The sequence below is a fragment of the Brevundimonas sp. genome (genome assembly GCF_041648115.1).
Taxonomy (GTDB): Bacteria; Pseudomonadota; Alphaproteobacteria; order Caulobacterales; family Caulobacteraceae; genus Brevundimonas.
Map to the genome: position 1 here is coordinate 95,615 of NZ_JBAZPR010000009.1, position 23,597 is coordinate 119,211.

Consider the following 23,597-nt stretch of genomic DNA (forward strand, 5'->3'; position numbering starts at 1 on the left):
GATTGCCTTTGTCTCGCTGATAGGATTTCTATCCGCGATGGTCCGATCCCTGCTCCCGCTCAACGCCCTTCGCGCCTTCGAGGCTGCTGCGCGGCATCTGAACTTCTCGCGCGCCGCCGACGAACTGTCGGTGACGCCGGGCGCGGTCAGTCAGCAGATCCGTCTGCTGGAGGACATCGTCGGCGGGCCCTTGTTCGTGCGCGAGGCGCGGGGCCTGCAACTGACCGACCTGGGCCGTTCGTCCGTCCCGCTGCTGCGCGAAGGGTTCGAACGGCTGATGGACGCTTCGGCCCTGCTGCGCGAACCGCCACGCAGGAAACAGGTATCGATCAGCGTCGCCCCCGGTTTCGCCTCCAAATGGTTGATGCCGCGCATGGACGACTTCCACACCGCCCATCCCGAGATCGAGCTGTGGATCTCGGCAGATATGGAGCCGGCGGACCTGAGCGAGGGCAAGGTCGATCTGGCGGTGCGCTATGGCCCCGGCGACTATCCCGGACTGACGGTGGATCGGCTGATGACCGAGACCGTCCTGCCGGTCTGCGCCCCGTCGCTGATGGACGGCGACAAGCCGATCCGCAAACCCGCCGACCTGATCGGACACACTCTGCTGCATGACATGTCCAACGACGGCGATCCCAGCCGTCCTGACTGGGCCATGTGGCTGAAGGCGCGCGGCATTCGCCACCCCGACCCGCGTCGCGGTTCGCGCTTCAACCAGTCGGGCCTGTTGATCGAGGCCGCCATATCGGGACGCGGCGTGGCCTTGGCCAAACGCACCCTGGCCCAGGCGGACCTGGCGTCGGGGCGGCTGGTGGCGCCCTTCCCCGATGGATCGGAAGCGGTCGGGTTCGCCTATTACGTCGTCCAGCCCCGCGACCGCCCGCCGTCGCCCAGCGCGACCGCCTTCGTCGGCTGGCTGAAGAAACAGGCCGTGGATCACGACAATACAATGGGTCAGCTGTAGGCTCAGGGCTCATATTGAAAAGGACATCCGCCAATGGCTGACGAAAAGGCCCCTCGCCTCGCGGTCCTGATCGATGCGGAGAACGCCTCCGCCCGGATTGCAGAGGCGCTGTTCAGCGAGATCGCCACCCTGGGCGAGGCCTCAGCGCGGCGCATCTATGGCGACTTCGCCAGCCCGCAGATCGCAGGCTGGACGCGGGTCCTGGCCCGTTTCGCCATCCAGCCCCAGCAGAATTTCGCCAACACCAAGGGCAAGAACTCGGGCGACATCGCCCTGGTCATCGACGCGATGGACCTGCTGCATTCGGGGCGGTTCGACGGCTTCTGTCTGGTGTCGTCCGACGCCGATTTCACCCGACTGGCGGCCCGCATCCGTGAGGAGGGCGTCGACGTCTATGGGTTTGGCGAGCAGAAGACGCCCGAAAGCTTCCGCCAGGCCTGCACCCGCTTCATCTATACCGAGAACCTGATCGCGCCGGTTCCGGTCGACGCCGGCGCCAAGTCGCCAGTGGTCGAGGCGCCCGCAGCCAAGCGCAAGCCGTCCGAGGCGGCGCGACTGATCGCCGCCATCATCGCCGACATGGACGAGGACGGCGACGGCTGGGTGGCGGTGGGCGGCATCGGCAACCGGCTGCGCAACGCCCATCCCGACTTCGACCAGCGCACCTATGGCTACGCCAAACTGTCGGACCTGATCCGCGCGACTGGCCGGTTCGAGGTGGAGACCGGCGAACGCGGCGCGATGCGGATTCGCGACCGCGCCTAAATCAGGCCCAACGTTAGGCTCTGGCGGCCTGACTGGCGGACACGCCCAGGGCCTGAAGCGCGGCGGCGGCGATATGTTCGGCGTTCAGGCCGGCCTGGGCGTACATGGTGGCCGGTGCGTCCTGATCCTGGAAGATGTCGGGCAGGTTCAGGGTGCGGATCTTCAATCCGCCATCCAGCGCGCCCTTCTCGGCCAGCAGTTGCAGCACGAAGGCGCCGAAGCCGCCCATCGCGCCTTCCTCGACCGTGATCAGGGCCTCGTGCTCGCGCGCCAGGCGCAGGATCAGGTCGGCGTCCAGCGGTTTGGCGAAACGGGCGTCCGCCACCGTCGCCGACACGCCCTTGGCCGCCAGCATGTCCGCCGCCTTCAGCGATTCCTGCAGACGGGTGCCCAGGCTGAGGATGGCGACCGAGGTTCCCTCGCGCACGATCCGGCCCTTGCCGATCTCCAGCGGGGCGGCAAGTTCGGGGATCTCAACGCCCACGCCGTCACCGCGCGGATAGCGGAAGGCGCTGGGCCGGTCGTCGATGGCCAGCGAGGTCGAGATCATCGCCGCCAGTTCGGCCTCGTCGGCCGCAGCCATCAGCACCATACCGGGCAGCGCGCCCATGAAGCCGATGTCGAACGACCCGGCATGGGTCGCCCCGTCCGATCCGACCAGACCTGCGCGGTCCATGGCGAACCGCACCGGCAGCGACTGGATCGCCACATCGTGCACCACCTGGTCGTAGCCACGCTGCAGGAAGGTGGAATAGATGGCGCAGACCGGCTTCATCCCGTCCGCCGCCAGCCCGGCCGCGAAGGTCACCGCATGCTGTTCAGCGATGCCGACGTCGTAGGTCCGCTCGGGAAAGGCCTGACCGAACAGGTCCAGACCGGTGCCCGACGGCATAGCCGCCGTGATCGCCACGATCGACGGATCGACCTTCGCGTGTTTGATCAGCTCGGTCCCGAACACCTTGGTGTAGCTGGGCGTGTTGGAGATGGCCTTGGCCTGTTTGCCCGACACCACGTCGAACTTGACCACGGCGTGCAGCTTGTCGGCGCTGGACTCGGCGGGAGCGTAGCCCTTGCCCTTTTGCGTCACGACGTGAACCAGCACGGGCCGGTCCTCGATGGCCGCCGCCTTCTTCAGGATCGGCACCAGATTGTCCATGTCGTGACCGTCGATGGGGCCGACGTAATAGAATCCCAGCTCCTCGAAGAAGGTGCCGCCGGTGACCATGCCGCGCGCATATTCCTCGGCCTTCTTCGCCGCCTTGCGGAACGGGCGCGGCAGGTGCTGGGCGACGGATTTCCCCAGTCGGCGCACGTTCTGATACGCCCCGCCCGACACCAGGCCGGCCAGATAGGCGCTCATCCCGCCCACCGGGGGCGCGATGGACATGTCGTTGTCGTTCAGGATGACCATCAGCTGGCCGCTGGTCGCCTCAGCCGCGTTGTTCATCGCCTCATAGGCCATGCCTGCGGACATGGAGCCGTCACCGATCACCGCCACGACGCGGTTCTTCTCGCCCTTCTGATCGCGCGCGGCGGCGAAGCCCAAGGCGGCGCTGATCGAGGTCGAGGCGTGGGCGGCGCCGAAGGGGTCGTATTCGCTCTCGCTGCGCTTGGTGAAGCCCGACAGGCCGCCGCCCTGGCGCAGGGTGCGGATGCGGTCGCGCCGCCCGGTCAGGATCTTGTGCGGATAGCACTGGTGCCCGACGTCCCAGATCAGGATGTCCTTGGGCGTCTCGAATACATGGTGCAGCGCCGTGGTCAGCTCGACCACGCCCAGACCTGCCCCCAGATGGCCGCCGGTGACGGACACGGCGTCGATCGTCTCGGCCCGCACCTCCTGCGCCAGCTGTTTCAGCTGGGCGATATCGAAGGACCGGGTGTCAGCCGGGAATTTGACGGTGTCGAGAAGCGGGGTGTCGGGCATCAGCCGAAAAACCTTGGAAAGTCTGATTGATCAACCCGCAGGTCACATCAATGTTTCGTATCAGGACCGGCGCTTTAGCACAAAGTCCACGCTGGCCCTGAGGATTTCGGCCTCGTCGCCGAACGGCTCCAAATGCGACCGGGCCTGATTGGCGAGATGCGCGACCCTGTGTCGCGCCGCTTCCAGACCCAGCAGGGTGACGAAATTGGTCTTGCCCAGCGCCGCATCCTTGCCGCCCGCCGCCTTGCCCATCTCCTCGGCCGAACCTTCGGCGTCCAGCAGGTCGTCGACGATCTGATAGGCCAGACCGACATCGTGGGCGAAGCTGATCAGGGCGTGCTGTTGCGACATGGAGGCGTCGGCGATGATCAGCGGGATTTCGAAGGCATAGGCGAACAGGGCGCCGGTCTTCAGCCGCTGCATCCGCGCCACTCCGCCCAGGTCGTCGCGCACGCCCAGCAGATCGATCATCTGACCACCCGCCATGCCCCGCGCCCCGGACGCCAGCGACAGCCGCGCCGCCAGTTCGCAGCGGATGGCCGCGTCCTCGTGCGTGTCTTCGTGCAGGATGATGTCGAAGGCGGCGGTCTGAAGCGCATCGCCGGCCAGCACCGCCGTCGCCTCGTCATAGGCGCGGTGGACGGTGGGACGGCCGCGGCGCATGTCGTCATCGTCCATGCACGGCAGGTCGTCGTGAACCAGGCTGTAGGCGTGGACGCATTCCAGGGCGCAGGCGGCCCGCAGCACCGACCGTTCGTCGATGTCGAACAGGCGCGCAGCCTCCAGCGCAAAGAACGGCCGCAACCGTTTGCCGGGGCCGAGCGCCGCATAACGCATCGCCTCGGTCAGCCGCGATTCCGGGCCTTCGGCGCGTGGCAACAGTTCATCCAGAGCGACCGTGACCAGATCGGCGACCTCGGCCACACGATCGATCACCGCCTGCTCGGGCGAGTTTGCAGCGATGACACGGTTCAAGACGACCAACCGATCATTCGAACGACGCCGCCTCTACACCCTTCGCCTGGCCGTCGGGGCCGACCACGATCTTCTCGACACGCAGCTGGGCCGCCTTCAACCGCGCTTCGCAATGCGCCTTCAGCTTGGCGCCCTCTTCGTACAGGGCGATGGATTCTTCCAGCGGCGCCTGGCCGGACTCCAGGCGGGACACGATGGTCTCCAGACGCTGCAGGGCGTCTTCGAAGCTGAGATCGGCGGGGATGGCGGCAGTATCGGTCATGACGCGGACCCTAATCGGGCGCAACCGCCGCATCAACGCCTCAAGCGGCTATCGTTTCTCGTAGCGCCGTTGAGACCAGTATTTGAAGCCCTGGTTGTGGACCAGTTTCCAGCCATCGGCCTTCAGCGCGCGGCCGACCATATGGTTGAAATAGCCGTGGGCGAAGACCAGCACGTCCTGGCCGCTCTCGGCCCGCGCGATCAGCTTGTGCGCCGCCTGATCGGCGCGTGCCTCGGCCTGGGCGCGGGTTTCCTGGCCGTCGTGGTGGTCGAAGGCGTGCCACCAGAAGCGCGACACCACGCCCCACCATTTGGGCGACAGCTTGATCCATTCCGGAATCGGCGGCGGCGGCAGGGGCGCCTCGATGAACATCACGTCGGCCATCACCTCGCGCCCGGCGGCGACGGCGGCGGCGGTTTCTTGGGCGCGCTGACGGGTCGAGGCATAGATGGCCCCGGCGCCTTGCGCAGCGGCGACCAGTTCCGGCGGGGGCGTCTGGCCGGCCAGCAGGCCGCCGATCTCGTATTTCGCCCACCACTCGCCGTACTGGCGCGCCGTGATCAGGCATTTGCGCGACAAGGCCGGCTCGCCGTGACGCGTCAGGATGATGGCGCCGGGACGCAGGGCGACGAGCGCGCCCACGCATGGCGCGGCATCGGGCGGGGACACGGACGGTTCGGTCGAATCGAGGGACAGGGCGGGGGCTGACATGACAAACGGACGGGCCTTTGGTTTCAAGGCGTTAGGCGTCCTCAGTCCTCCCCGAGCGCGGCGACGTGGGCGACCGCAGAGCGGCCTAGTCCTTCAAGGTCGTAACCGCCCTCAAGCGCCGACACAACCTTGCCCGAACACGTCCGGCGCGCGACCTCCAGAATCGCACGCGTCGCCCAAGCGAAATCCTCGGCTTCCAGCGACTGATGCGCCAGCGGATCGCGCCTGTGGGCGTCGAAACCGGCCGAGATCAGGATCAGGTCCGGCCGGAACGATTCCAGCGCCGGCATCAGTCCGCCGGCGAAGGTCGCACGCCATTTTTCACGCGCCGCATGGGGCGCCACCGGGGCGTTGACGATATTGCCGACGCCGGTTTCGGACGCCGCGCCCGTGCCGGGATAGAGCGGCATCTGGTGGATGGAGGCCATGAAAAGGCTGTCGTCGTCTTCGAATGCGGCCTGGGTGCCGTTGCCATGGTGAACGTCGAAATCCACTACCGCCACCCGCGCCATCCCTTCGGACTGAGCCACGCGCGCCGCGACGGCGACGGAGGAGAACAGGCAGAACCCCATGGCCCGATCCGGCTCGGCATGGTGGCCCGGCGGGCGCACGGCGGCGAAGGCGCGGTTCATCTCGCCCCTCGCGATGGCCCTCACCGCATCGATCGCCGCCCCCGCCGCCAGTCGCGCCGCCATGACGCTGCCGGGCGACAGGACGGTGTCGGCGTCCAGCTGATTCATGCCTTGGGTGGGGGACGCCTTCAGCAGGCGGGCGACATAGGCGGCCGGATGCACCCGCTCCAGATCCACGAGCTCGGCCTGGGACGCCGCCCGCCGATCATGGGCCAGACCGGCGTCGTCCAGCGCGTCCAGCACCGCCTTCAGCCGCTCGGGACTTTCGGGATGGCCCGCGCCCGGCGTGTGGGACAGCATGGACGGATGGGTGAAGATCGGCACGGACATCGGAACGACGATACGCCTGCCGTTCGCCCTTGTCGCCGGTGACGCGCGCGACGCCACCCTGTAGAGCCGAACCATGACCGAGATCGTGATCCGCCCTGCCTGCCCCGAAGACGCCGCCGCCCTGGGCGCCCTGGGTCGCCAGACCTTCATCGACACCTTCGTGGAGGGGTTCGGCATCCCCTATCCCGAGGCCGATCTGAAGGCCTTCCTAGGCGCTAGTTTCGACGTGGAACCGACGCTGAAGAAGCTGGCCGAGCCGGGCGCCGCCTGGTGGGTGGCGGAGCGGGACGGAGAACTGCTGGCCTTCGCCAACGCCGGCCCTAACGGCCTGCCTCACCCCGACGCAAGGCCGTCGCACATGGAGTTGCGCCGGCTTTATGTGTCGAAGACTGCCCAAGGCCTCGGCTTGGGTACAAAGCTTTTGACCCTGTCGCTGGACTGGATGCAGGCGAACACCGAGGGCCCGCTGTGGATCGGCGTCTGGAGCGGCAACGACAAGGCCCAGCGCCTCTACGCCGCCTACGGCTTCGAGAAGGCGGGTGAATACGACTACCCCGTCGGCGCCTGGCGCGACCGAGAGTTCATCTTGCGGCGCGGATAGACTATGTTGCCCGCATGACCCGCGCCGAACTGCTGGAAAAACTGCGCGACCTCAAGCCCTGGCTCGAAGAGCAGGGCATCGTCAACGTACGCCTGTTCGGCAGCTACGCCCGCGATGAGGCCCGACCGGACAGCGATGTCGACCTGCTGGTGGACTTGTCGCAACCGTTGGGTCTGCGGTTCTATAGTCTAGCCGAGGAATTGACGGACAAGGTCGGCAAGGAGGTTGACCTGCTTACGTCGAAGGGCCTCCGCAATCCCTACGTCCGCGCGTCCGCATTGAGGGATTGTGTTGAGGTCTGACCGCGCAGATCGCGGCCTTTTGGCGGATATTCGCGAATCGACCGATTTGATTGCGCGCTACATCGACGGACTTTCATCCGACGCGTTCGAAGCCGATTCTCTGCGACGGGATGCGACGGCCTTTAGACTTTTGATCATTGGAGAAGCCGCAGGAAAGTTGTCACCCGCAGTGACTGAAAAGCTTCCTGACATCGACTGGCGCGGCATGTTGGGGCTTCGCCACCGATTGGCGCACGATTACGGATCAACCGACTTCAGCGTCATCTGGGCCATCGCCAGCATCGAAGTTCCCCGTTTGGCGCAAGCGCTCGAAAACCTCTGATGCTCCTCCCCTTCTTCACCGCCCTGCGCGACGCCAAGGTTCCGGTGTCGATGAAGGAATGGCTCCATCTGATGGAGGCGATGGATCGCGATCTGGCGGGGCGCGAGATCGAGACCTTTTATCACCTGTCGCGCGCGGTTCTGGTCAAGGACGAGAAACACTATGACCGGTTCGACCAGGTGTTCGGGACCGTGTTCAAGGGGGTGGAATCGGTCGGGGCGGGCGAGGACCTGACGACCGATATTCCCGAGGACTGGCTGCGGCTGTTGAACGAGAAATATCTGACCGACGAGGAGAAGGCCCAGATCGAGGCGCTCGGCGGGTTCGACAAGCTGATGGAGACGCTGAAGCAGCGACTGGAGGAGCAGCACGAACGGCATTCCGGCGGGTCGAAATGGATCGGCACGGGCGGGACCAGCCCGTTCGGCCACGGCGGCTATAATCCCGAGGGCGTGCGCATTGGCGGGCCGGGAAAACACGGCCGGGCGGTCAAGGTGTGGGAGAAGCGCGAGTTCAGAAACCTGGACGACACGGTCGAACTGGGCACGCGCAACATCAAGGTCGCCCTGCGCCGGCTGCGCCGTTTCGCCCGCGAGGGCGCGGCGGAAGAGCTGGACATCGACGGCACCATCGACGGCACCGCGCGCCAGGGCTGGCTGGACATCCGGATGCGGCCCGAGCGGCGCAACACGATCAAGGTTCTGCTGTTCCTCGACATCGGCGGCTCTATGGACGGTCATATCAAGCTGGTGGAGGAGCTGTTCTCGGCGGCCAGGACCGAGTTCAAGAACCTGGAGTTCTTCTACTTCCACAACTGCCTTTACGAAGGCGTCTGGAAGGACAATCGCCGCCGCCACACCGAGCGGATCCCGACCTGGGACCTGCTGCACAAATATCCGGGCGACTGGCGGGCCATCTTCGTCGGGGACGCGACCATGTCGCCCTATGAAATCACCATGCCGGGCGGTTCGGTGGAGCACTGGAACGAGGAGGCCGGCGCCGTCTGGATGAAGCGGGCGCGTCAGCAGTGGGAGAAGTCGATCTGGCTGAACCCGGTGCAGGAACGCTACTGGAGCTACACCGCGTCGGTCGGCCTGCTGCGCGAGGTGATGGAAGAACGGATGTTCCCCCTGACACTGGAAGGTCTCGACAAGGCGATGCGCGCCCTGACAAGGTAGGTTCGCGTCTTGGGCGAGTTCCCGCCCGGCGAACTACATCGAGGGGCCTTGTCCATGATCGCCGCCGCCTTCGCCCTGCTTCTGTTTCAGCAACCCGCACCGACCGTGGTGTGTGAGACGGCCGCGCCAGAGCCGGTGGTCGAGACGCCGGCGACGCCGGCGCAACATTCCGTGCCGGCGTGGGGCTTGGCCGATCCTTTCGGTTTCGAGCGCGCGCGGTGCAGTCCGCTGGTGCGCGGCGCCAAGTTGATGGAGACCTGCCAGACCGAAGTGCGTGAACAACTGGCCCTGGCCATGGGACCTGACCTGCCCGAGGCCCTGCGTCCCAGCGGCATGGCGGGCGACTGTCAGATGATCCAGGCCAACGCCGGCGGCTCGGCCTAAGCCGTTCAGTGCGGGCCGCAATCGCGCGCGTCCAGCGCGCCGTCGGCCTTGCGAGAAATGGACTGCCGCCCCCGTCCGGTCGAAGGCGGATTCAGTTCGGAATGCCGCCCCGTTGACACGACGGACAGCAAGGGCCTGTCGATCAAGCTCTGGGGCGACAAGGACTGATCAAAACGCAGAAACGCCGTCCGCTTTCGCGAACGGCGTTTCATATCTTCACGCAATTCGTTGGGGCTTAGGCCTTGTCGCGGAGGCTGTCCTTGACGCCGCCGACCGTGTTCTGGACCTTGCCCTCGACCTGATCGGCCTTGCCTTCGGCCTGCAGCTTGGTGTCGCCGGTCACCTTGCCGGCGGCTTCCTTGATCTTGCCGCCGATGTTCTTGGCGGCGCCTTCGATACGGTCGTGATCAGCCATCTAAAGTCTCCGTTTTCAATAGCCGCGACATGGCGTTGCGGGTTGAAAAGGAAACGGCATAGCCGCACCCTCGTTCCGTAAGGCTCAGCTTGCCCGACGCAGCCAGACGGCGACCGCCCAGGCGTGAGAATCGTGTCTCAGCCGGGACAGGGCGAAGGTCGGATCCAGCCACACCAGGGTGTGATCATCCTCGCATTTCGCATCCGGGTTTTCGGCGGTGACGGTCGCGGTCCAGAAGCCGCCGACATTGTTCACCGGCTCCGAGGTCGAGCGCACGAAATACTGGCTGGCCTCGGCGATGCGGTTCAGTGGCGCGATGGTTAGGCCCGTCTCTTCCACAAACTCGCGTTTCAGGGCCTGAACCTCGGTCTCCTCGACATCGACCCCGCCGCCGGGCAGGTCGAAATAGGGACCGGCCTCGCGCTCCACCCGGACACAGGCGATCAGCCCGTCGCGTTCGACGATGCCGAACGCCGTGGCGCGGTGACGATAATCGGAAGCGGGTTTGCGAACGCCGAACTGCAACATGACGGATACCGACCCTAAAGGTCGAACGACAGCCGGGCGCGCACGCCCTTGTGTGCGCCGTCGAACTCGACGACCGAGCGCAGGCCCGAGGCCATGGCCGAGATGATCTTGCCGCCCAGACCCGTGCCCTTGGGCGTGCCGTCGCCCATGCCGGGGCCGTCGTCCTCGACCATCAGGGCGACCTTGTTGTCACCCTCGCGGCGCAGATGGATGCGGATTTCGCCGCCCTGCCCCGGCGAGTAGGCGTATTTGACGGCGTTGGTGACCAGTTCGGTGACGATGACGCCGATGGACACCGCCTGATCGGTCGTGACCGACAGAGGCTCGGCATCCAGCGTCAACTTGGGCGATCCTTCGCCCGGCCCGATGGACTTGGACAGTTCGTCCATCAGCCCCACCAGATATTCGTCCATCGCCACGCTGCTCATGTCGCCGGACGTGTAGAGGCGACGGTGAACATGGGCGACGGCCTCGATGCGGGCCTGCGACTCCCGCAAGGCGTCCTTGGCGCCCTGATCGGTGACGTGGCGCATCTGCAGCGACATGAAACTGGACACCAGCTGCAGCGAGTTGCCGACGCGGTGATTCACCTCGCGCAGCATGGCCTCGGCTCGGTCGCGGGCCAGGCGGATTTCTTCCTGGGCCAGGTCGTTCTCGCGCTGGAGCCGGCGACGCAGCAGGGCGTCTTCCAGCGCCGAGCGCAGCAGGGAGGTGAAGTCCTCGGACACGTCCTTGATGACATAGTCGGCGGCGCCCGCGCGCAGGGCCGCAACCGCGATCCGTCCGTCCTGCGCGCCGGTCACATAGACGACGGGCGGCGGCGCATTCAGCGCCATGATGTCGGGCAGGACGTCCAGGCCGTCGCGCGTCGGCATGTAGTGGTCCAGGGCGCAGACATCGTATTCGTGTTGCTGCAACAGCGCCAGCCCCGCGTCCCCGTCGGGGGCGCAGGTGACGGCATAGCCGTGACGCCCCAACTCCTTCTCGACCAGCCGGGACAGGCCCCGGTCATCGTCGATATAGAGCAGGCGGATAGGCTGCGGCGTCTCGATCGTCAGATCTCCGGCGCCTGGATGACCGACAGGAACAGGCCGAGCTGGCGGATGGCGCCGGCGAAGGATTCATAATCCACCGGCTTGGTGATATAGACGTTGCAGCCCAGGTCGTAGCAGCGCTGGATCTCGACCTTATCGTCCGTGGTCGTCAAGACCACGACGGGCGCGCGCTTCAGGCGATCGTTGCCCTTCACCTTCTCCAGAATGTCAGTTCCCGACATATCGGGCAGGTTGAGGTCGAGCAGGATCAGCAGCGGGCCGTTGTTCAGGATTTCGTCGCTGAACAGATAGTCCAGCGCCGCACCGCCCTCATCGAAATGCTTGATTTCGTTGTTGATGTTGGCCCGGCGGATGTTCTTTTCGATCAGCTTGGCGTGGCCGTGGTCGTCTTCGACCATGATGATTTTGACGGGTTGCGTCACAGCGCGCCTCCGGGTTCAGCTACGATCAGTCGTTTGGGGAATTTCAGCAGGAAAGTCGAGCCTTTGCCCAGCTCGGACTCCACGTCGATGGTGCCGCCGATCCGTCGCACGCTGTTGCGCACGAAGGCCAGCCCCAGCCCCTCGCCCGAACGGTCCTGTTTGCCGGACCGGCGGAACAGTTCGAAGATCCGTTCGTGGTCGCGTGGTGCGATGCCCCGTCCGTTGTCGGCGACCCGATAGACGACCCAGCCGCCCGGCACGTCCTCGCCCGACACCACGATCTCTCCGGGCCGGCTGGCGTCCAGATATTTGACGGCGTTATCGATCAGATTGCCGACGATCTGTTCCATCGAAATGCGGTCGCTTTCGATTTCCGGCAGAGGTTGCACCTCGATTCGCGCGCCCGAGGCCTCTGTCTGGTGGTGGACGCTGTCGGCGATGTTCTGGGCCATGGCCGTCATGTCCAGCGTCTCGGGCGCCAGGTTGCGGCGACCCTCGCGCGACAGCTTCAGTATGGCGTTGATCAGCCGGTCCATCTTCTCGGTCGAGGCACGGATGAAGCCGATGGCCTCTGGCATGTCTTCACGGACGGCCATGATCACGTCGGCATCGACGGCGCGCGTCTTCTCGGCGTCGGCGATAGCCTTGTCGACGACCCTGCCCGCCTGCTCCAGCTCGGAGGTATAGCCCATGACGTTGACCAAGGGCGCGCGCAGGTCGTGGCTGACGATGTATGCGAAGCGCTGGATTTCCTCGTTGGCGCGCATCAGGTCGCCGGTGCGTTCGCGAACCTTGTCTTCCAGACCGGCGTTGGCCGCATCCAGCGTGGCGCGGGCGGCCTGAAGTTCAGACACGTACCGCCGCACCATCCAGGCCGACAGCAACGCCAGGACGATCACCAGCAGGCCGGCGATGGCGTTCATCGTCACCGTCAGGACCCCGAAACGGTCGGACGCCTTCCTGCGTTCGGCGATGCGGGCGGATTTGAGGGCGTCGAAGGCGTCCACGGCGGCCCGCAACTCGTCCATATAGCGCTTGCCTTCGCCCGAGCGGACGGCCTGGATCGACTGACCGATCCGCCCCTGCTGGGCCAAGGTCACGGTCCGTTCCATCTCGGCCCACTTCAAATCCGCCAGGCGATGGATGCGATCGACCGGGGCCTTCAGCGTCGGATCCTGCGCCGCGCCTTCGTCGAGGAAGGCGACGGCCGGCTTCATCTCCTCCTGCGCCTGGCGATAGGGTTGAAGGAAATCGCTGCGGCCGGTCAGCAGAAAGCCCCGCTGCGCCGTCTCGGCGTTCAGCATGGAAATCAGGGTGGTGCGCGACGCCCGCCGCATCAGCTGGGCATGTTCTATGGTGCGGTTCACCGACGCTGTGCGCTGGATCATCACGAAAGTCGTCGCATTGACGACGATCAGCAGGCCGAAAACGAGGATCAGCATGGCCGACATCGACCGCGCGAGCGACGACGTGCGGGTGAAGTCGCGCAATCGCGACCATTGGGACCGAGGACTTGGGATCATGACGGTGGAGCTTTAGCGGCGTGGTGCGCCGCGTCAAACGTCAAACTGATTCCGCCGCGTTTACAGGCCGTTGTCAGACCTGGCCCAGTGTACGCAACCGCGCCTTGGGGTGGATCTCGTTCTGGCTCATCACCACGGTCTGGCCCCGGAAACGCTCGATGATCGACCGGACATAGGGCCGGGTCATCGGTCCGGTAAGCAGCACCGGATTCTCGCCCGTCATGGCGATCCGCTCGAAGGTGTCGCGCACGGCGCGGATGAAGTCCTGAAGCCGCGACGGCGCCATGGCCAACTGCTTGTCCTCGCCCTGTCCGATCAGGCTTTCGGCGAAGGCGGTCTCCCATTCCGGCGACAGAGTGACGATGGGCAGGGCGCCCTCGCCGTCCTTGTTCTGCCAGCACAGCTGGCGGCCCAGGCGTGCGCGGACATGTTCGACCAGGGTGGTGACGCTGGAGCTGTGCGGCGCCGCCTCGGCCAGCCCTTCAAGGATCGCCGGCAGATCGCGGATCGACACCTTCTCGCGCAGCAGCGATTGCAGCACCCGTTGCAGGGTGGTGACCGTGACCACGCTGGGGACCAGTTCCTCGACCAGCTTCTTCTCTTCGGCGCCCAGCTCCTTCAGCAGTTTCTGCACCTCGGCATAGGACAGCAGGTCCGCCATATTGTCCTTCAGGATCTCGGTCAGGTGGGTAGTCAGCACCGTGGACGGATCGACCAGGGTGTAGCCCCGGAACGTCGCCTCCTCGCGCATCCCCTCTTCGATCCAGGTCGCGGGCAGACCGAAAGCCGGCTCGCGCATGTGCTCGCCCGGCAGTTCGACCTGACGCCCCGACGGGTCCATCGCCATCAGGTGCCCCAGCCGCACCTCGCCCGCGCCGCTCTCCATCTCCTTGATGCGGATGGCGTAGCCCTGGGTCGGCAAGCGCATGTTGTCGAGGATGCGCACCTGGGGAATGACGAAGCCGTATTCTTGGGCCAGCGAACGGCGCAGAGCGCGGATCTGATCGGTCAGGCGGCGGCCTTCCAGATCGTTGATCAGGCTGAGAAGCGAATAGCCCAGTTCGATCTTGACCTCGTCGATGGTCAGGATGTTGGAGATCGGCTCTTCGACATCCTCCTTGGGCTTGGCGGCGGCGGCGGTCGCGGCGATCTCGGCCTCGGTCGGTTGCGGCCTCAGCCGGTTGCGTCCCAGCTTCCAGGCCATGAAGCCCGAACCGATAGCAAGGGCTGCGAAAGGCAGCAGAGGCATGCCGGGGATCAGACCGATCAGGCCGGCCGCGCCCGACACGACGCCCAGCGAGACCGGGTTGGTGGCCAACTGCGTGACCATGGCCTTGTCCGCCGTGCCCTCGACGCCGGCCTTGGACACCAGGAAGCCGGCGGCGATGGAGATGATGATGGCCGGAACCTGCGTGACCAGGCCGTCGCCGATGGTCAGCTGGACATAGGTGTTGGCGGCCTCCATCGCCGGCATGCCGTGCTGCAGCGTACCGATCAGAATGCCGCCGATGGCGTTGATGAAGGTGATGATCAGGCCGGCGACGGCGTCGCCGCGCACGAACTTGGACGCACCGTCCATGGCGCCGAAGAAGGTCGATTCCTGCTCCAGCTCCTTGCGACGCAGCTTGGCCTGCTCCTCGGTGATCAGGCCGCTGGACAGATCGGCGTCGATGGCCATCTGCTTGCCCGGCATGGAGTCCAGGGTGAAGCGGGCGGACACTTCGGCGATCCGGGTCGACCCCTTGGTGATGACGACGAAGTTCACCACCAGGATGATGGCGAAGATGATCACCCCGATGATGAAGTTGCCGCCCATCATCAGCTGACCGAAGGCGTTGATGACCTGCCCTGCCGCGTCGTGGCCTTCCTGGCCGTGCGTCAGGATCAAACGCGTCGAGGCCAGGTTCAGACCCAGGCGGAACAGCGTCGAGACCAGTAGCACGGTCGGGAAGATGGCGAAGTCCAGCGGCCGCTTCATCATCACGGCGGTCATCAGGATCAGCACGGACGAGACCAGCGAGATCGCCAGCAGCAGGTCCAGAAGCATCTTCGGGACCGGCAGGATCAGCAGCATGATCACGCCGATCACGCCGACGGCCATCAGCACTTCGCCGCGGTTGACCCAACCCAGGACGTCGCGCCCGGTGGGGCGCGCCATGCCGTCCTTCATCATGGTAGGCGTGTCAGTCACGGCCCAGCGCCTTCAGGGCGCGGCGCGTCGCCTCGGCGATCACGGCGTCGCGTTGATCGTCCGTCGCCTCGGGCGCGCCGGTAAAATAGGCGGCCAGCAGGACCGGCGAACCCGACAGCGGCGTCAGCATGCCGATGTCGTTGGTCGCGCCGTTGGATCCGGTCCCGGTCTTGTGCGCCACGGTCCAGCCCTGGGGCGCGCCCGCCTTGATGCGGTTCGCGCCGGTCGGCGAGGACGTCATCCAGCCGGTGATCAGTTGATCATGCTCAGGCGTAAGCCGATCGCTGAACGCCAGCTCGCGGATGTTGGCGATGGTCTGGTCCGGCAGGCAGGTGTCGCGCGGATCGTTGGGCAGGGCGGTGTTCAGGTCCGGCTCCAGGCGCGAGATGACGGTGGTGGTGTCGCCGAACGTCGGCCACCATGAACGCCATACGGCGATTCCACCCATTTCACGGATCAGGATATTGGCCGCCGGATTGTCGCTGACCTCGACCGCCGCCTGCATCAGTTCGCGGATCGTCAGGGTACGGCCGATGGCTTTTTCTGTCACCGGCGCGTGGGGGATCATGTCCGCCCGCGTGATCGCGACGGCGCGCTCCAGCCGCTCTTCCTCGCGCTGCACCCGCTCCAGCGTGGCGACGGCGAGGAAGGCCTTGAAGGTCGAGCAGAAGGCGAACCGTTCCTGTCCACGCCAGGACACCCGGCGCTGGCTGCCGACATCCAGGGCCGCCACGCCCAGCCGTCCGCCGTGGCGCTTTTCCAGGTCGTTCAGCAGGAAAGGTTGCGGGGTCTCTTCCGCCTTGGGTTCGTCGCGTCGCGGATAGCAGCCGACAAGCGCCAGCGCGCCCGCCCCGCCGATCAGCGTCCTGCGATCAAACCCGGTCGTCATCCTCAGGCCGCGTAGCCCGAGGCCGACACGCCGCTCATGGGCGCCGGGATGGCCGTGCCCTCATCGGAATATTCGTTCAGCTTGTTGCGCAGGGTGCGGATCGAGATGCCCAGGATGTTGGCCGCATGGGTGCGATTGCCCAGGCAGTGGGTCAGGGTGTCCAGGATCAGCGTCTTCTCCATCGCCGCGACCGTCTGGCCCACGAAGCTGCGGGTCACGGCGTCGGCGGCCTGGGCTGCGCGGGCGGCGATGCCCCCCTGTCCGCCATCATAGGCATGGCCGGTCATCGCACCCGCGCCTTGCCCCGACAGCGGCTGACCGTCCGGCAGGCGGATGGCGTCCACGTCGATCTCGGGACCGACCGCCAGCAACACCGCGCGGTGCATGGCGTTCTCAAGCTCGCGAACGTTGCCGGGCCAGCGGTGGGCGGCGATGGCCTGGCGCGCCTGGGCCGAGATCGGGCGAACCGGCACGCCGTTGGCGGCGGCGTATTTCTTGATGAAGTGATCGGCCAGAACGACGATGTCGCCCGGACGCTCGCGCAAAGACGGCAGACGCAGGTTCACGACGTTCAGGCGATACAGCAGGTCTTCACGGAACACGCCCTCCGCCACAGCCTTGGCGAGATCGCGGTTCGAGGTGGCGATGATGCGGATGTTGACCGAGACCGGCTTGGAGCCGCCCACGCGGTCGATGACCCGTTCCTGGATGGCGCGCAGCAGCTTGGCCTGAAGCCGGGCGTCCATCTCAGAGATTTCGTCCAACAACAGCGTACCGCCGTCGGCCTCCTCGAACTTGCCGATACGACGCGCGACGGCGCCGGTGAAGGCGCCCTTCTCGTGGCCGAACAGTTCGGATTCCAGCAGATTGTCGGGAATGGCGGCGCAGTTGACGCTGATGAAGGGGCGTTCGGCGCGGCGCGAATGCTCGTGCAGATAACGGGCCATCACCTCCTTGCCGACGCCGCTTTCGCCGGTGATCAGGATCGAGGCTTCCGAGCGCGCGACCTGGTCGGCCAGTTGCAGCACCGCCTTCATCGACGGGTCGGCCGAGATCATCGGCTTTTCGTCGTCGGCGACGGCCGACAGGACGGCGGCGATCAGTTCGGCATCGGGCGGAAGCGGGATGAACTCCTTGGCGCCGGCCTTGATCGCCGCGGCGGCCTCACGCGCATCGGCGTCGATGCCGAAGGCCACGACCGGGATGGTGATCCGCTCGGCCTCGTTGGCGGCGATCAGGGCGGCGATGTCCAGCTGGTAGTCGACCATCAGCAGGTCCGCGCCCTGTCCCCGGCGCAGTTGTTCGGTCGCCTGGTCGGCGCGCTCGACGTGGGTGACCTTGGCGCCGTGCGCCATGGCCATCTTCACCGCCGAAGCGAGCTGTCCGCTCAGTCTGCCTACCACCAGAAGACGCATCGTTCTTCTCCCTTAATCTCTAAAATCGGTCGCCGATCAGGCGCCCGAATCCTCGGTCTTGATGATTTCCGTCATGGTCACGCCCAGCCGGTCGTCGACGACGACGACCTCGCCACGCGCGATCAGGCGGTTGTTGACGAAGATGTCGATCGCCTCGCCGACCTTGCGGTCCAGCTCCAGCACCGACCCCTTGTTCAGCTTCAGCAGTTGGGCCACCGACATGTGCGACTTGCCCAGAACGGCCGAGATATTGACCGGCACGTCGAAGACGGTGGCCAGGTCGGCGGCGGTCTTGTCGCCGTGATCGTCGATCGGCGGCGGGCCGGAAAGGCTGGAGAATTCCTCCAGCGCCAGGTCGTCGGATGCCATCAGAACATGCTCCTGTCGACGGGAAGGGATTCGGCGTGTCCGGCCTCGGCCGCCAGGGCGGCCGTCAGCGCCTCGGCGACACGGTCGGCGGACCCTTTGGGATCATGGTCGGCGCGACCGTCGGCCCATTCCAGCTGGAAGGCCGTCTGCGCCATGCCCGGTTCGTCGCGGAAGGCGACCACGCCGGTGAAGCCGCTGTCGGCGCAGGCCTGCTGGATCAGGGCGCGCGCCTCATCGTCCAGGCCCGATGTCCTCACCACCAGGCGCGGCGAGGCGTCGATCTCCTGCGCCAGCATCTCCAGCGCGGCCTTCAGCGGCGCCTGCGGAAAACGCTCCAGCGCGGCCCCGCCGATGGCGCGGGCGGCCGCCAGGGCCAGGTCGGCGGACTGCTCGCGATGCGCCTGGGCCACGGCCTTCAGCGTCGGCATGGCCGACGCCACCGACTGGGCGATGTTGCTCAAGGCCATGGCGCGTATGTTCTCGATCTCGGCCAGCGCCTGCTGGCGCGCTTCCAGCCGGCCTTGCGCCACCAGGGCCTCGACCTCGGCCGGCAGATAAGAGCGCTTGGCGGGCGTCCAGGCGCCGGGGCGCACCACCGTGCCGTCCGCGTCGAACTCGGTGTCGAAGGCGAAGAGGTGACGGATTTCGGGAGACTGGGTCATGTCAGTAGATCAGCTCGTCGTCGGAGCCCTGGCCGGCCAGCATGATGTCGCCCTTGGCGGCCAGGTCCTTGGCGACCTGAACCATGGCCATCTGCGCCGCATCGACGTCCTTCAGACGCACAGGGCCCATCGATTCCATGTCTTCGCGCATGATCTTGGAGGCGCGTTCGGACATGTTGGAGAAGAACATCTCGCGCAGCCCCTCCGAGGCGCCCTTCAGCGCCAGGCCCAGCGAATCCTTGTCCACGCCGCGCAGCAGGGTCTGGACGCCGCCGGGGTCCAGCTTGGACAGATCCTCGAACACGAACATCAGGGCGCGGATGCGCTCGGCCGACTCGCGATTGCGCTCTTCCAGGGCGCCGATGAAACGGGCCTCGGTCTGACGGTCGAAGCTGTTGAAGATGTCGGCCATCATCTCGTGGCTGTCGCGCTTGGACGTCCGCGCCAGGTTCGACATGAATTCGGTGCGCAGCGTCGCCTCGATCTTGTCCAGGATCTCGCGCTGCACCGGTTCCATGCGCAGCATCCGCTGCACACATTCCAGGGCGAAGTCCTCGGGCAGGCTGGTCAGGACGCGGGCGGCATGATCCGAGCGCACCTTGGACAGGATGACGGCGACCGTCTGGGGGTATTCGTTCTTCAGATAGTTGGCGAGGACGGCCTCGTTCACATTGCCCAGCTTGTCCCACATGGTGCGACCGGCCGGACCCCGGATCTCCTCCATCAGGCCGTCGACGCGATCCTTGGGCAGGAAGGCGGCCAGCAGCTTCTGGGTCTGTTCGTAGCTGCCCATGACCGAGCCCGAGCCTGACAGACCCGAGACGAACTCGATCATCAGGGCCTCGACGGCCTCGGCGCTGACATTGCCCAGCGTCGCCATGGCCTGCGAGATCTCCTTGACCTCGTCGTCGTCCAGACGCTCCCACAGGGCGGTATGTTCTTCGCCCAGCGCCAGCAGGATGACGGCGGCCTTCTCCGGCCCCGTCAGCTTGTTGGGGTCGTCGATCGCAGCCTTCTTGTTGACCAGCTTCGCCATCAGCCTTCGGCCACCCAGGTGCGCAGGATGCCCGCGGCGTCATCGGGATGGGCCTGAACGAAGTCGGCAACCTTCTTGACCGAGGACGCCTTCACCTGACCCTCGATGCGGGCGATGTCGATCTTCTGGTCCATCTCGGTGGGTGCAGGCAGTTGAACCAGTTGCGGCTGTCCGTCCGCGCCGATCACCGTCGTCGCCACCGTCGTCACAGGCATGCCGTTGGCGCCGATGACGGCCGGCAGGTTCGCCCCGCCCGAGGCCGTCTTCAGCAGCGGACGCAGCACGAAGAAGATCAGCAGCAGGGCGACGACCGTCAGTATGCCCAGCTCGACGAAGCGCATGATGTCGTTCTTGGAGAAGTCCAGCAGCGACGACTTGCCTTCCAGGCCGCCGGCGATACCGGTGTCGTGGTTGAAGCGGACGTTGATGACCTCGATCTTGTCGCCGCGCGTCTCGTCGATGCCTGCGGCGGCGGCGACCAGCGACTTGATCTGGGCGATCTCCTCGGCGGTGCGCGGCGCATAGGTCGGCTCGCCCTTGCCGTCGGCGGCGGGTGTCCACTTGCCGTCCACGGCGACGGCGACGGCCAACTTCTTGACCTCGCCCGGCTCCTTGGTCGTGGTCGTGGTGGTCTTGGAGATTTCGTAGTTGGTGGTCTCGGCGTTCTCGGTGTTGGTCGAGCCGGCCGGGGTCGCGCCGGGCGCCGCGCCGCCGGGAATGTTGTTCGTGGCGGTGACGCCGCCGTCGGGCTGAGCGGTATTGTCAGCGGACTGCGAGCCGTTGGTGGTGGTCGAGCGGACGACCTGGCCATCGGGATCGAACTTCTCTTCCTGGGTGGTGGCGCGGCTCTGATCGATGTCGGCCGTCACTTGCACCCGCGCGGAACCGATGCCGACGACGCCTTCGACGATGTCCTTGATGCGCGCCTGAAGCTGGCTTTCGGTATTGCCCTTGGCCTCGGCGGCGGAGGCAGACGAGAATGTGCCGTCGTCGCTGCCGGCGGCCAGGGTGCGGTTGTTCTGATCGGCGACGGTGACGCGGTCCGGCTTCAGGTTCGGCACCGACGAGGCCACCAGGTTGCGGATCGCCCGCACCTGATCGGCGCTCAGGTCGCGGCCGCCCAGCCCCACCAGAACGGCGGCGGTGGGATCGCCGGCGGCGGAGGTGAACATCTCGCGGCGCGGCATGGTGATGTGGACGCGAGCGGCGGTGATGCCGCGCATCGACATGATGGTGCGCGACAGTTCGCCCTGCAGCGCGCGCTGCTCGTTCAACTGCTGCTGGAACTCGGTCTGGCCCAGGACCGACTGATTGTCGAACAACTCGTAGCCGACCGACCCCGAGGTCACGAGACCCTTCTCGGCCACCAGCATCCGCGCCGTGCCCACGTCGTCGCGGTTGACCATGACGGTCGAGCCGTCGCCCTTGGAGGTATATTTGATGCCGGCCTGATCCAGGGCGGTGGTGATCTCGCTGGCTTCGCGCAGATCCAGATTGGAATAGAGCAGCGCGTCGGGCGCCTGGCCCATGCGCAGCATGACGGCGACCAGCACGGCGGCCACGCCTGCGGCGACGCCGAGGACAGCGGCCAGACGGCCGATCCCGAACTTCTGCAACGCCGCTGTGAAGCCGCCCACGCGTCCCCGCCCCATACACGCGGGAGACCCAAACGCCCCGCTAGGCAGAAAATGCCGCCTTGATGGTAAACGTCGCGTTAAGAGACGTTTATGGACGCGCCGAAGATCGGGTTTCCAACTGCGGCAGCACCGCCGGCGCGCCCGACGGCAGGGCTGCCTTGGGGTCCTTCAGCCACGAGACCACGTCGCGATAGACGATCTCGGCGTCCAGATCGCGGTTCAACAGATGCCAGCCGTTCGGATACCAGGCCGTGCGCAACGTGCCGCCTTCAGCCTCGGCCCGTCGCAAGGCCAACCGCATAGGCCCTCTCTTCACCACCTCGTCGTGTGCGCCGTACATCAGGATGGCGTCGCCCCGGATGCGGCCCAGGCTGCGCGACGAGGTCTCCATCAGATCGACCAGCCCATAGACGGTGTCGAACCGGGTCGCGAGAATGCTCATCGGGTCGCGCCCGTTGCGGATCAGCTCCAGCGTATTGGACGAGGCGTGAATATCGCGCGTGATGAACTCGGGCGGCTCCAGCGCCACGTCGCCCAGCGCCCGCGCCGCGATGTTCAGCGCCGTGCTGTTCAGCGGCCCTTGCGTGGACCAGCCCCAGACGCCGGGCGCCAGCAGCACCACCCGATCCGCATCCGGCGGATTGTCGGAACCAAACGCCGCCGCCGTCACCGACCCGCCCATGCTCTCGCCCACCACCGCGATGACGGCGTTTGGATAACGAGCCCGCGCCATGGCGGTGATCTCGCGCAGGTCGTCGGTCATCCGCTGCTGTCCGGCCCACTCTCCCCGTCCCGGCGAGGCGCCAAAACCGCGCTGATCATAAGACCAGGTCTCGATCCCCTGTTCGGCCCACCACGGCCCCGCCAGACGGAAGCTGGCGTCGTGGTCGTTCATGCCGTGCAGCGCCACGATCACCGCCCACGGGGCCTCATCCTTCGGTCCCCAGTGCAGATAGGGCAGTTGCGCGCCGTCCGACATGACCAGAGCGCGATCCTCGACATGCGCGCCGACGAACCCGACGGGCGGCGTCAACGGCGGCTGAACATAGGGCGTAGCGCAGGCCGACAGGGCGAGCGCAGCCGCAAGCGGGATCAGTCTGGATAAGTTCACGACCATTCGCCCTTCCTACGACCTCACGACAGAACTGGATCGCGGCGTTCGCGAGACTCAGCGGATTTCAGAATGACTTGAACCCGTTCCCGCAGATAAGGCACCACCTCCGCCTCGAACCACGGGTTCTTTCTCAGCCAGGCCGTGTTGCGCCAGGAGGGGTGCGGCAGCACCAGCAGGTCAGGCGCATAGTCGCGCCACGCGCGCACCGTCTCGGTCATGTTCCGCTTGGCGCGATCCCCCAGCGCCCAGGCCTGGGCATAGCCGCCGACCAGCAGGATCAGCTCCATCTGCGGCAGGGCCTCCAGAAGCTGCGGACGCCACAGGTCCGCACACCGTGTCGGCGGCGGATAATCTCCGCCCTTGGGCGCCGTCCCCGGATAGCAGAAGGCCTGGGCGGCCACGCCGATGCGGTGATCGGCATAGAAGGTCTCGTAGTCCACGCCCATCCAGTCGCGCAGCCGATCGCCCGATGGATCGGTGAACGGCAGGCCGCTTTCGTGCACCCGCCGCCCCGGCGCCTGGCCGCAGATCAGCAGCCGCGTCTCGGGAAACACCCGCACCACCGGACGCGGCGTATGCGGCAGCACGCCCGCGCAGGCGCGGCAGGCGCGGATGTCGCTCAGTACCTCGTCGAGATCAGTCGTCATTCATCCAGATCGGGGCCCTCGACGAGCGGCGGACGACGGCTCAGAGCCTGGGCCGTCTCTTCCTCGGTGGCCTGACGCAGGCGCGTCACGCCGCGGACGTGGTCCGGGTCGACTGGCTTGCCCTTCTTGGTGATGGTCAACTTGCCCTGGCGCATCAGGCTCAGGGCGATGGCGCGGACCTTGGGCAGCATGCGCTGCCACTGCTCCGGCTGTAGCTCTTTGGCCACTTCCGCCGGCTCAATGCTCTTGCCGGGCTCCAGCGCGGCGATTTTGTTCAGGATTGCGGTTTCGATCGGATCGCTCATTGCGCCTATATGCTGCAACGCACGCCCATAAGTAAG

27 protein-coding genes are annotated in these 23,597 nt (G+C 66.3%); 7 read left to right on the forward strand and 20 right to left on the reverse strand.

Annotated features, from left to right (window positions below):
* The first annotated feature begins 37 nt into the window (after positions 1–37).
* Both gcvA and WC597_RS09800 read left to right on the forward strand, forming a co-directional pair.
* Complete coding sequence (gene gcvA / locus WC597_RS09795) at positions 38–967, forward strand: transcriptional regulator GcvA (protein ID WP_137721116.1); 930 nt, start codon at positions 38–40, stop codon at positions 965–967.
* A gap of 33 nt (positions 968–1,000) precedes the next feature.
* Positions 1,001–1,732: an NYN domain-containing protein gene (locus WC597_RS09800; protein ID WP_372693152.1), complete on the forward strand. Its 732-nt coding sequence runs from the start codon at positions 1,001–1,003 to the stop codon at positions 1,730–1,732.
* 13 nt (positions 1,733–1,745) lie between these two features.
* Here the strand turns inward: WC597_RS09800 and dxs are convergent, their stop codons facing one another.
* The 5 genes from dxs to WC597_RS09825 are packed head-to-tail and all read right to left on the reverse strand — an operon-like array spanning position 1,746 to position 6,566.
* Positions 1,746–3,659: a 1-deoxy-D-xylulose-5-phosphate synthase gene (gene dxs / locus WC597_RS09805; protein WP_372693217.1), complete on the reverse strand. Its 1,914-nt coding sequence runs from the start codon at positions 3,657–3,659 to the stop codon at positions 1,746–1,748.
* Positions 3,660–3,716: 57 nt separating this feature from the next.
* The gene (locus tag WC597_RS09810; protein WP_372693218.1) at positions 3,717–4,592 is read right to left on the reverse strand and encodes a polyprenyl synthetase family protein; all 876 of its coding nucleotides are present in this window, start codon (positions 4,590–4,592) and stop codon (positions 3,717–3,719) included.
* Positions 4,593–4,644: 52 nt separating this feature from the next.
* Entirely contained in the window at positions 4,645–4,893 is a 249-nt protein-coding gene (locus WC597_RS09815) for an exodeoxyribonuclease VII small subunit (protein WP_372693153.1), read from the reverse strand.
* A 48-nt stretch (positions 4,894–4,941) separates the two neighbouring features.
* A complete protein-coding gene (locus WC597_RS09820; protein ID WP_372693154.1) occupies positions 4,942–5,604 on the reverse strand; it encodes a histidine phosphatase family protein in 663 nt (220 codons plus the stop codon).
* Between the two features lie 41 nt (positions 5,605–5,645).
* Entirely contained in the window at positions 5,646–6,566 is a 921-nt protein-coding gene (locus WC597_RS09825) for a histone deacetylase family protein (protein ID WP_372693155.1), read from the reverse strand.
* A 73-nt stretch (positions 6,567–6,639) separates the two neighbouring features.
* Between WC597_RS09825 and WC597_RS09830 the strand changes: the two genes are divergently transcribed.
* Genes WC597_RS09830 through WC597_RS09850 form a run of 5 tightly spaced genes read left to right on the forward strand, consistent with a single transcriptional unit; the run spans position 6,640 to position 9,353 of the window.
* Positions 6,640–7,167: an N-acetyltransferase family protein gene (locus tag WC597_RS09830; RefSeq protein ID WP_372693156.1), complete on the forward strand. Its 528-nt coding sequence runs from the start codon at positions 6,640–6,642 to the stop codon at positions 7,165–7,167.
* Positions 7,168–7,181: 14 nt separating this feature from the next.
* Entirely contained in the window at positions 7,182–7,469 is a 288-nt protein-coding gene (locus WC597_RS09835; RefSeq protein ID WP_372693157.1) for a nucleotidyltransferase family protein, read from the forward strand.
* Positions 7,470–7,488: 19 nt separating this feature from the next.
* The gene (locus tag WC597_RS09840) at positions 7,489–7,791 is read left to right on the forward strand and encodes a DUF86 domain-containing protein (protein ID WP_372693158.1); all 303 of its coding nucleotides are present in this window, start codon (positions 7,489–7,491) and stop codon (positions 7,789–7,791) included.
* Entirely contained in the window at positions 7,791–8,969 is a 1,179-nt protein-coding gene (locus WC597_RS09845; protein WP_372693159.1) for a VWA domain-containing protein, read from the forward strand. The genes WC597_RS09840 and WC597_RS09845 overlap by 1 nt, the downstream gene beginning before the upstream one ends.
* 54 nt (positions 8,970–9,023) lie before the next feature.
* The gene (locus WC597_RS09850) at positions 9,024–9,353 is read left to right on the forward strand and encodes a hypothetical protein (RefSeq protein ID WP_372693160.1); all 330 of its coding nucleotides are present in this window, start codon (positions 9,024–9,026) and stop codon (positions 9,351–9,353) included.
* Positions 9,354–9,588: 235 nt separating this feature from the next.
* Here WC597_RS09850 and WC597_RS09855 read toward each other — a convergent pair whose 3' ends face one another.
* The 15 genes from WC597_RS09855 to WC597_RS09925 all read right to left on the reverse strand — a co-directional run bounded on the left by WC597_RS09855 (position 9,589) and on the right by WC597_RS09925 (position 23,561).
* Positions 9,589–9,768, reverse strand: a complete 180-nt coding sequence (locus WC597_RS09855) for a CsbD family protein (protein WP_372693161.1) — start codon at positions 9,766–9,768, stop codon at positions 9,589–9,591.
* 84 nt (positions 9,769–9,852) lie between these two features.
* Positions 9,853–10,296, reverse strand: a complete 444-nt coding sequence (locus WC597_RS09860) for an NUDIX domain-containing protein (protein WP_372693162.1) — start codon at positions 10,294–10,296, stop codon at positions 9,853–9,855.
* A gap of 14 nt (positions 10,297–10,310) precedes the next feature.
* Entirely contained in the window at positions 10,311–11,354 is a 1,044-nt protein-coding gene (locus WC597_RS09865) for a sensor histidine kinase (protein ID WP_372693219.1), read from the reverse strand.
* Positions 11,351–11,773 (reverse strand): response regulator, encoded by a 423-nt coding sequence (locus tag WC597_RS09870; RefSeq protein WP_372693163.1) that lies wholly within the window; start codon positions 11,771–11,773, stop codon positions 11,351–11,353. Before WC597_RS09870 ends, WC597_RS09865 begins: the two co-directional genes overlap by 4 nt.
* A complete protein-coding gene (locus WC597_RS09875) occupies positions 11,770–13,215 on the reverse strand; it encodes a CHASE3 domain-containing protein (protein WP_372693164.1) in 1,446 nt (481 codons plus the stop codon). The genes WC597_RS09870 and WC597_RS09875 overlap by 4 nt, the downstream gene beginning before the upstream one ends.
* A gap of 154 nt (positions 13,216–13,369) precedes the next feature.
* Complete coding sequence (flhA, locus tag WC597_RS09880; RefSeq protein WP_372693220.1) at positions 13,370–15,469, reverse strand: flagellar biosynthesis protein FlhA; 2,100 nt, start codon at positions 15,467–15,469, stop codon at positions 13,370–13,372.
* 10 nt (positions 15,470–15,479) lie between these two features.
* Entirely contained in the window at positions 15,480–16,376 is an 897-nt protein-coding gene (bla, locus tag WC597_RS09885) for a class A beta-lactamase (protein ID WP_372693165.1), read from the reverse strand.
* Between the two features lie 2 nt (positions 16,377–16,378).
* Positions 16,379–17,791 (reverse strand): sigma-54 interaction domain-containing protein, encoded by a 1,413-nt coding sequence (locus WC597_RS09890; RefSeq protein ID WP_372693166.1) that lies wholly within the window; start codon positions 17,789–17,791, stop codon positions 16,379–16,381.
* 36 nt (positions 17,792–17,827) lie between these two features.
* Entirely contained in the window at positions 17,828–18,160 is a 333-nt protein-coding gene (gene fliN, locus WC597_RS09895; RefSeq protein WP_135195017.1) for a flagellar motor switch protein FliN, read from the reverse strand.
* Positions 18,160–18,822, reverse strand: a complete 663-nt coding sequence (locus tag WC597_RS09900) for a flagellar assembly protein FlbE (protein ID WP_372693167.1) — start codon at positions 18,820–18,822, stop codon at positions 18,160–18,162. The genes fliN and WC597_RS09900 overlap by 1 nt, the downstream gene beginning before the upstream one ends.
* 1 nt (position 18,823) lies before the next feature.
* Complete coding sequence (gene fliG, locus WC597_RS09905) at positions 18,824–19,858, reverse strand: flagellar motor switch protein FliG (RefSeq protein WP_135195015.1); 1,035 nt, start codon at positions 19,856–19,858, stop codon at positions 18,824–18,826.
* The gene (gene fliF, locus WC597_RS09910; RefSeq protein WP_372693168.1) at positions 19,858–21,495 is read right to left on the reverse strand and encodes a flagellar basal-body MS-ring/collar protein FliF; all 1,638 of its coding nucleotides are present in this window, start codon (positions 21,493–21,495) and stop codon (positions 19,858–19,860) included. Before fliF ends, fliG begins: the two co-directional genes overlap by 1 nt.
* Before the next feature lie 88 nt (positions 21,496–21,583).
* The gene (locus WC597_RS09915) at positions 21,584–22,606 is read right to left on the reverse strand and encodes an alpha/beta fold hydrolase (protein ID WP_372693169.1); all 1,023 of its coding nucleotides are present in this window, start codon (positions 22,604–22,606) and stop codon (positions 21,584–21,586) included.
* Between the two features lie 23 nt (positions 22,607–22,629).
* The gene (locus tag WC597_RS09920; RefSeq protein ID WP_372693170.1) at positions 22,630–23,256 is read right to left on the reverse strand and encodes a uracil-DNA glycosylase family protein; all 627 of its coding nucleotides are present in this window, start codon (positions 23,254–23,256) and stop codon (positions 22,630–22,632) included.
* Positions 23,253–23,561 (reverse strand): DUF3253 domain-containing protein, encoded by a 309-nt coding sequence (locus tag WC597_RS09925; protein ID WP_372693171.1) that lies wholly within the window; start codon positions 23,559–23,561, stop codon positions 23,253–23,255. Before WC597_RS09925 ends, WC597_RS09920 begins: the two co-directional genes overlap by 4 nt.
* Positions 23,562–23,597 lie beyond the last annotated feature (36 nt).

What these genes read in the sequence shown, in the direction of transcription:
- gcvA (WP_137721116.1), top strand. Translation starts at nt 38, where the DNA reads ATGGTCCGATCCCTGCTCCCGCTCAACGCCCTTCGCGCCTTCGAGGCT.
- bla (WP_372693165.1), bottom strand. Translation starts at nt 16,376, where the DNA reads ATGACGACCGGGTTTGATCGCAGGACGCTGATCGGCGGGGCGGGCGCG.
- WC597_RS09855 (WP_372693161.1), bottom strand. Translation starts at nt 9,768, where the DNA reads ATGGCTGATCACGACCGTATCGAAGGCGCCGCCAAGAACATCGGCGGC.
- WC597_RS09920 (WP_372693170.1), bottom strand. Translation starts at nt 23,256, where the DNA reads ATGACGACTGATCTCGACGAGGTACTGAGCGACATCCGCGCCTGCCGC.
- WC597_RS09845 (WP_372693159.1), top strand. Translation starts at nt 7,791, where the DNA reads ATGCTCCTCCCCTTCTTCACCGCCCTGCGCGACGCCAAGGTTCCGGTG.
- WC597_RS09860 (WP_372693162.1), bottom strand. Translation starts at nt 10,296, where the DNA reads ATGTTGCAGTTCGGCGTTCGCAAACCCGCTTCCGATTATCGTCACCGC.
- flhA (WP_372693220.1), bottom strand. Translation starts at nt 15,469, where the DNA reads ATGATGAAGGACGGCATGGCGCGCCCCACCGGGCGCGACGTCCTGGGT.
- WC597_RS09875 (WP_372693164.1), bottom strand. Translation starts at nt 13,215, where the DNA reads ATGCTGATCCTCGTTTTCGGCCTGCTGATCGTCGTCAATGCGACGACT.
- WC597_RS09835 (WP_372693157.1), top strand. Translation starts at nt 7,182, where the DNA reads ATGACCCGCGCCGAACTGCTGGAAAAACTGCGCGACCTCAAGCCCTGG.
- WC597_RS09890 (WP_372693166.1), bottom strand. Translation starts at nt 17,791, where the DNA reads ATGCGTCTTCTGGTGGTAGGCAGACTGAGCGGACAGCTCGCTTCGGCG.
- WC597_RS09850 (WP_372693160.1), top strand. Translation starts at nt 9,024, where the DNA reads ATGATCGCCGCCGCCTTCGCCCTGCTTCTGTTTCAGCAACCCGCACCG.
- WC597_RS09815 (WP_372693153.1), bottom strand. Translation starts at nt 4,893, where the DNA reads ATGACCGATACTGCCGCCATCCCCGCCGATCTCAGCTTCGAAGACGCC.
- fliN (WP_135195017.1), bottom strand. Translation starts at nt 18,160, where the DNA reads ATGGCATCCGACGACCTGGCGCTGGAGGAATTCTCCAGCCTTTCCGGC.
- WC597_RS09825 (WP_372693155.1), bottom strand. Translation starts at nt 6,566, where the DNA reads ATGTCCGTGCCGATCTTCACCCATCCGTCCATGCTGTCCCACACGCCG.
- WC597_RS09800 (WP_372693152.1), top strand. Translation starts at nt 1,001, where the DNA reads ATGGCTGACGAAAAGGCCCCTCGCCTCGCGGTCCTGATCGATGCGGAG.
- WC597_RS09830 (WP_372693156.1), top strand. Translation starts at nt 6,640, where the DNA reads ATGACCGAGATCGTGATCCGCCCTGCCTGCCCCGAAGACGCCGCCGCC.
- WC597_RS09820 (WP_372693154.1), bottom strand. Translation starts at nt 5,604, where the DNA reads ATGTCAGCCCCCGCCCTGTCCCTCGATTCGACCGAACCGTCCGTGTCC.
- WC597_RS09925 (WP_372693171.1), bottom strand. Translation starts at nt 23,561, where the DNA reads ATGAGCGATCCGATCGAAACCGCAATCCTGAACAAAATCGCCGCGCTG.
- fliG (WP_135195015.1), bottom strand. Translation starts at nt 19,858, where the DNA reads ATGGCGAAGCTGGTCAACAAGAAGGCTGCGATCGACGACCCCAACAAG.
- WC597_RS09900 (WP_372693167.1), bottom strand. Translation starts at nt 18,822, where the DNA reads ATGACCCAGTCTCCCGAAATCCGTCACCTCTTCGCCTTCGACACCGAG.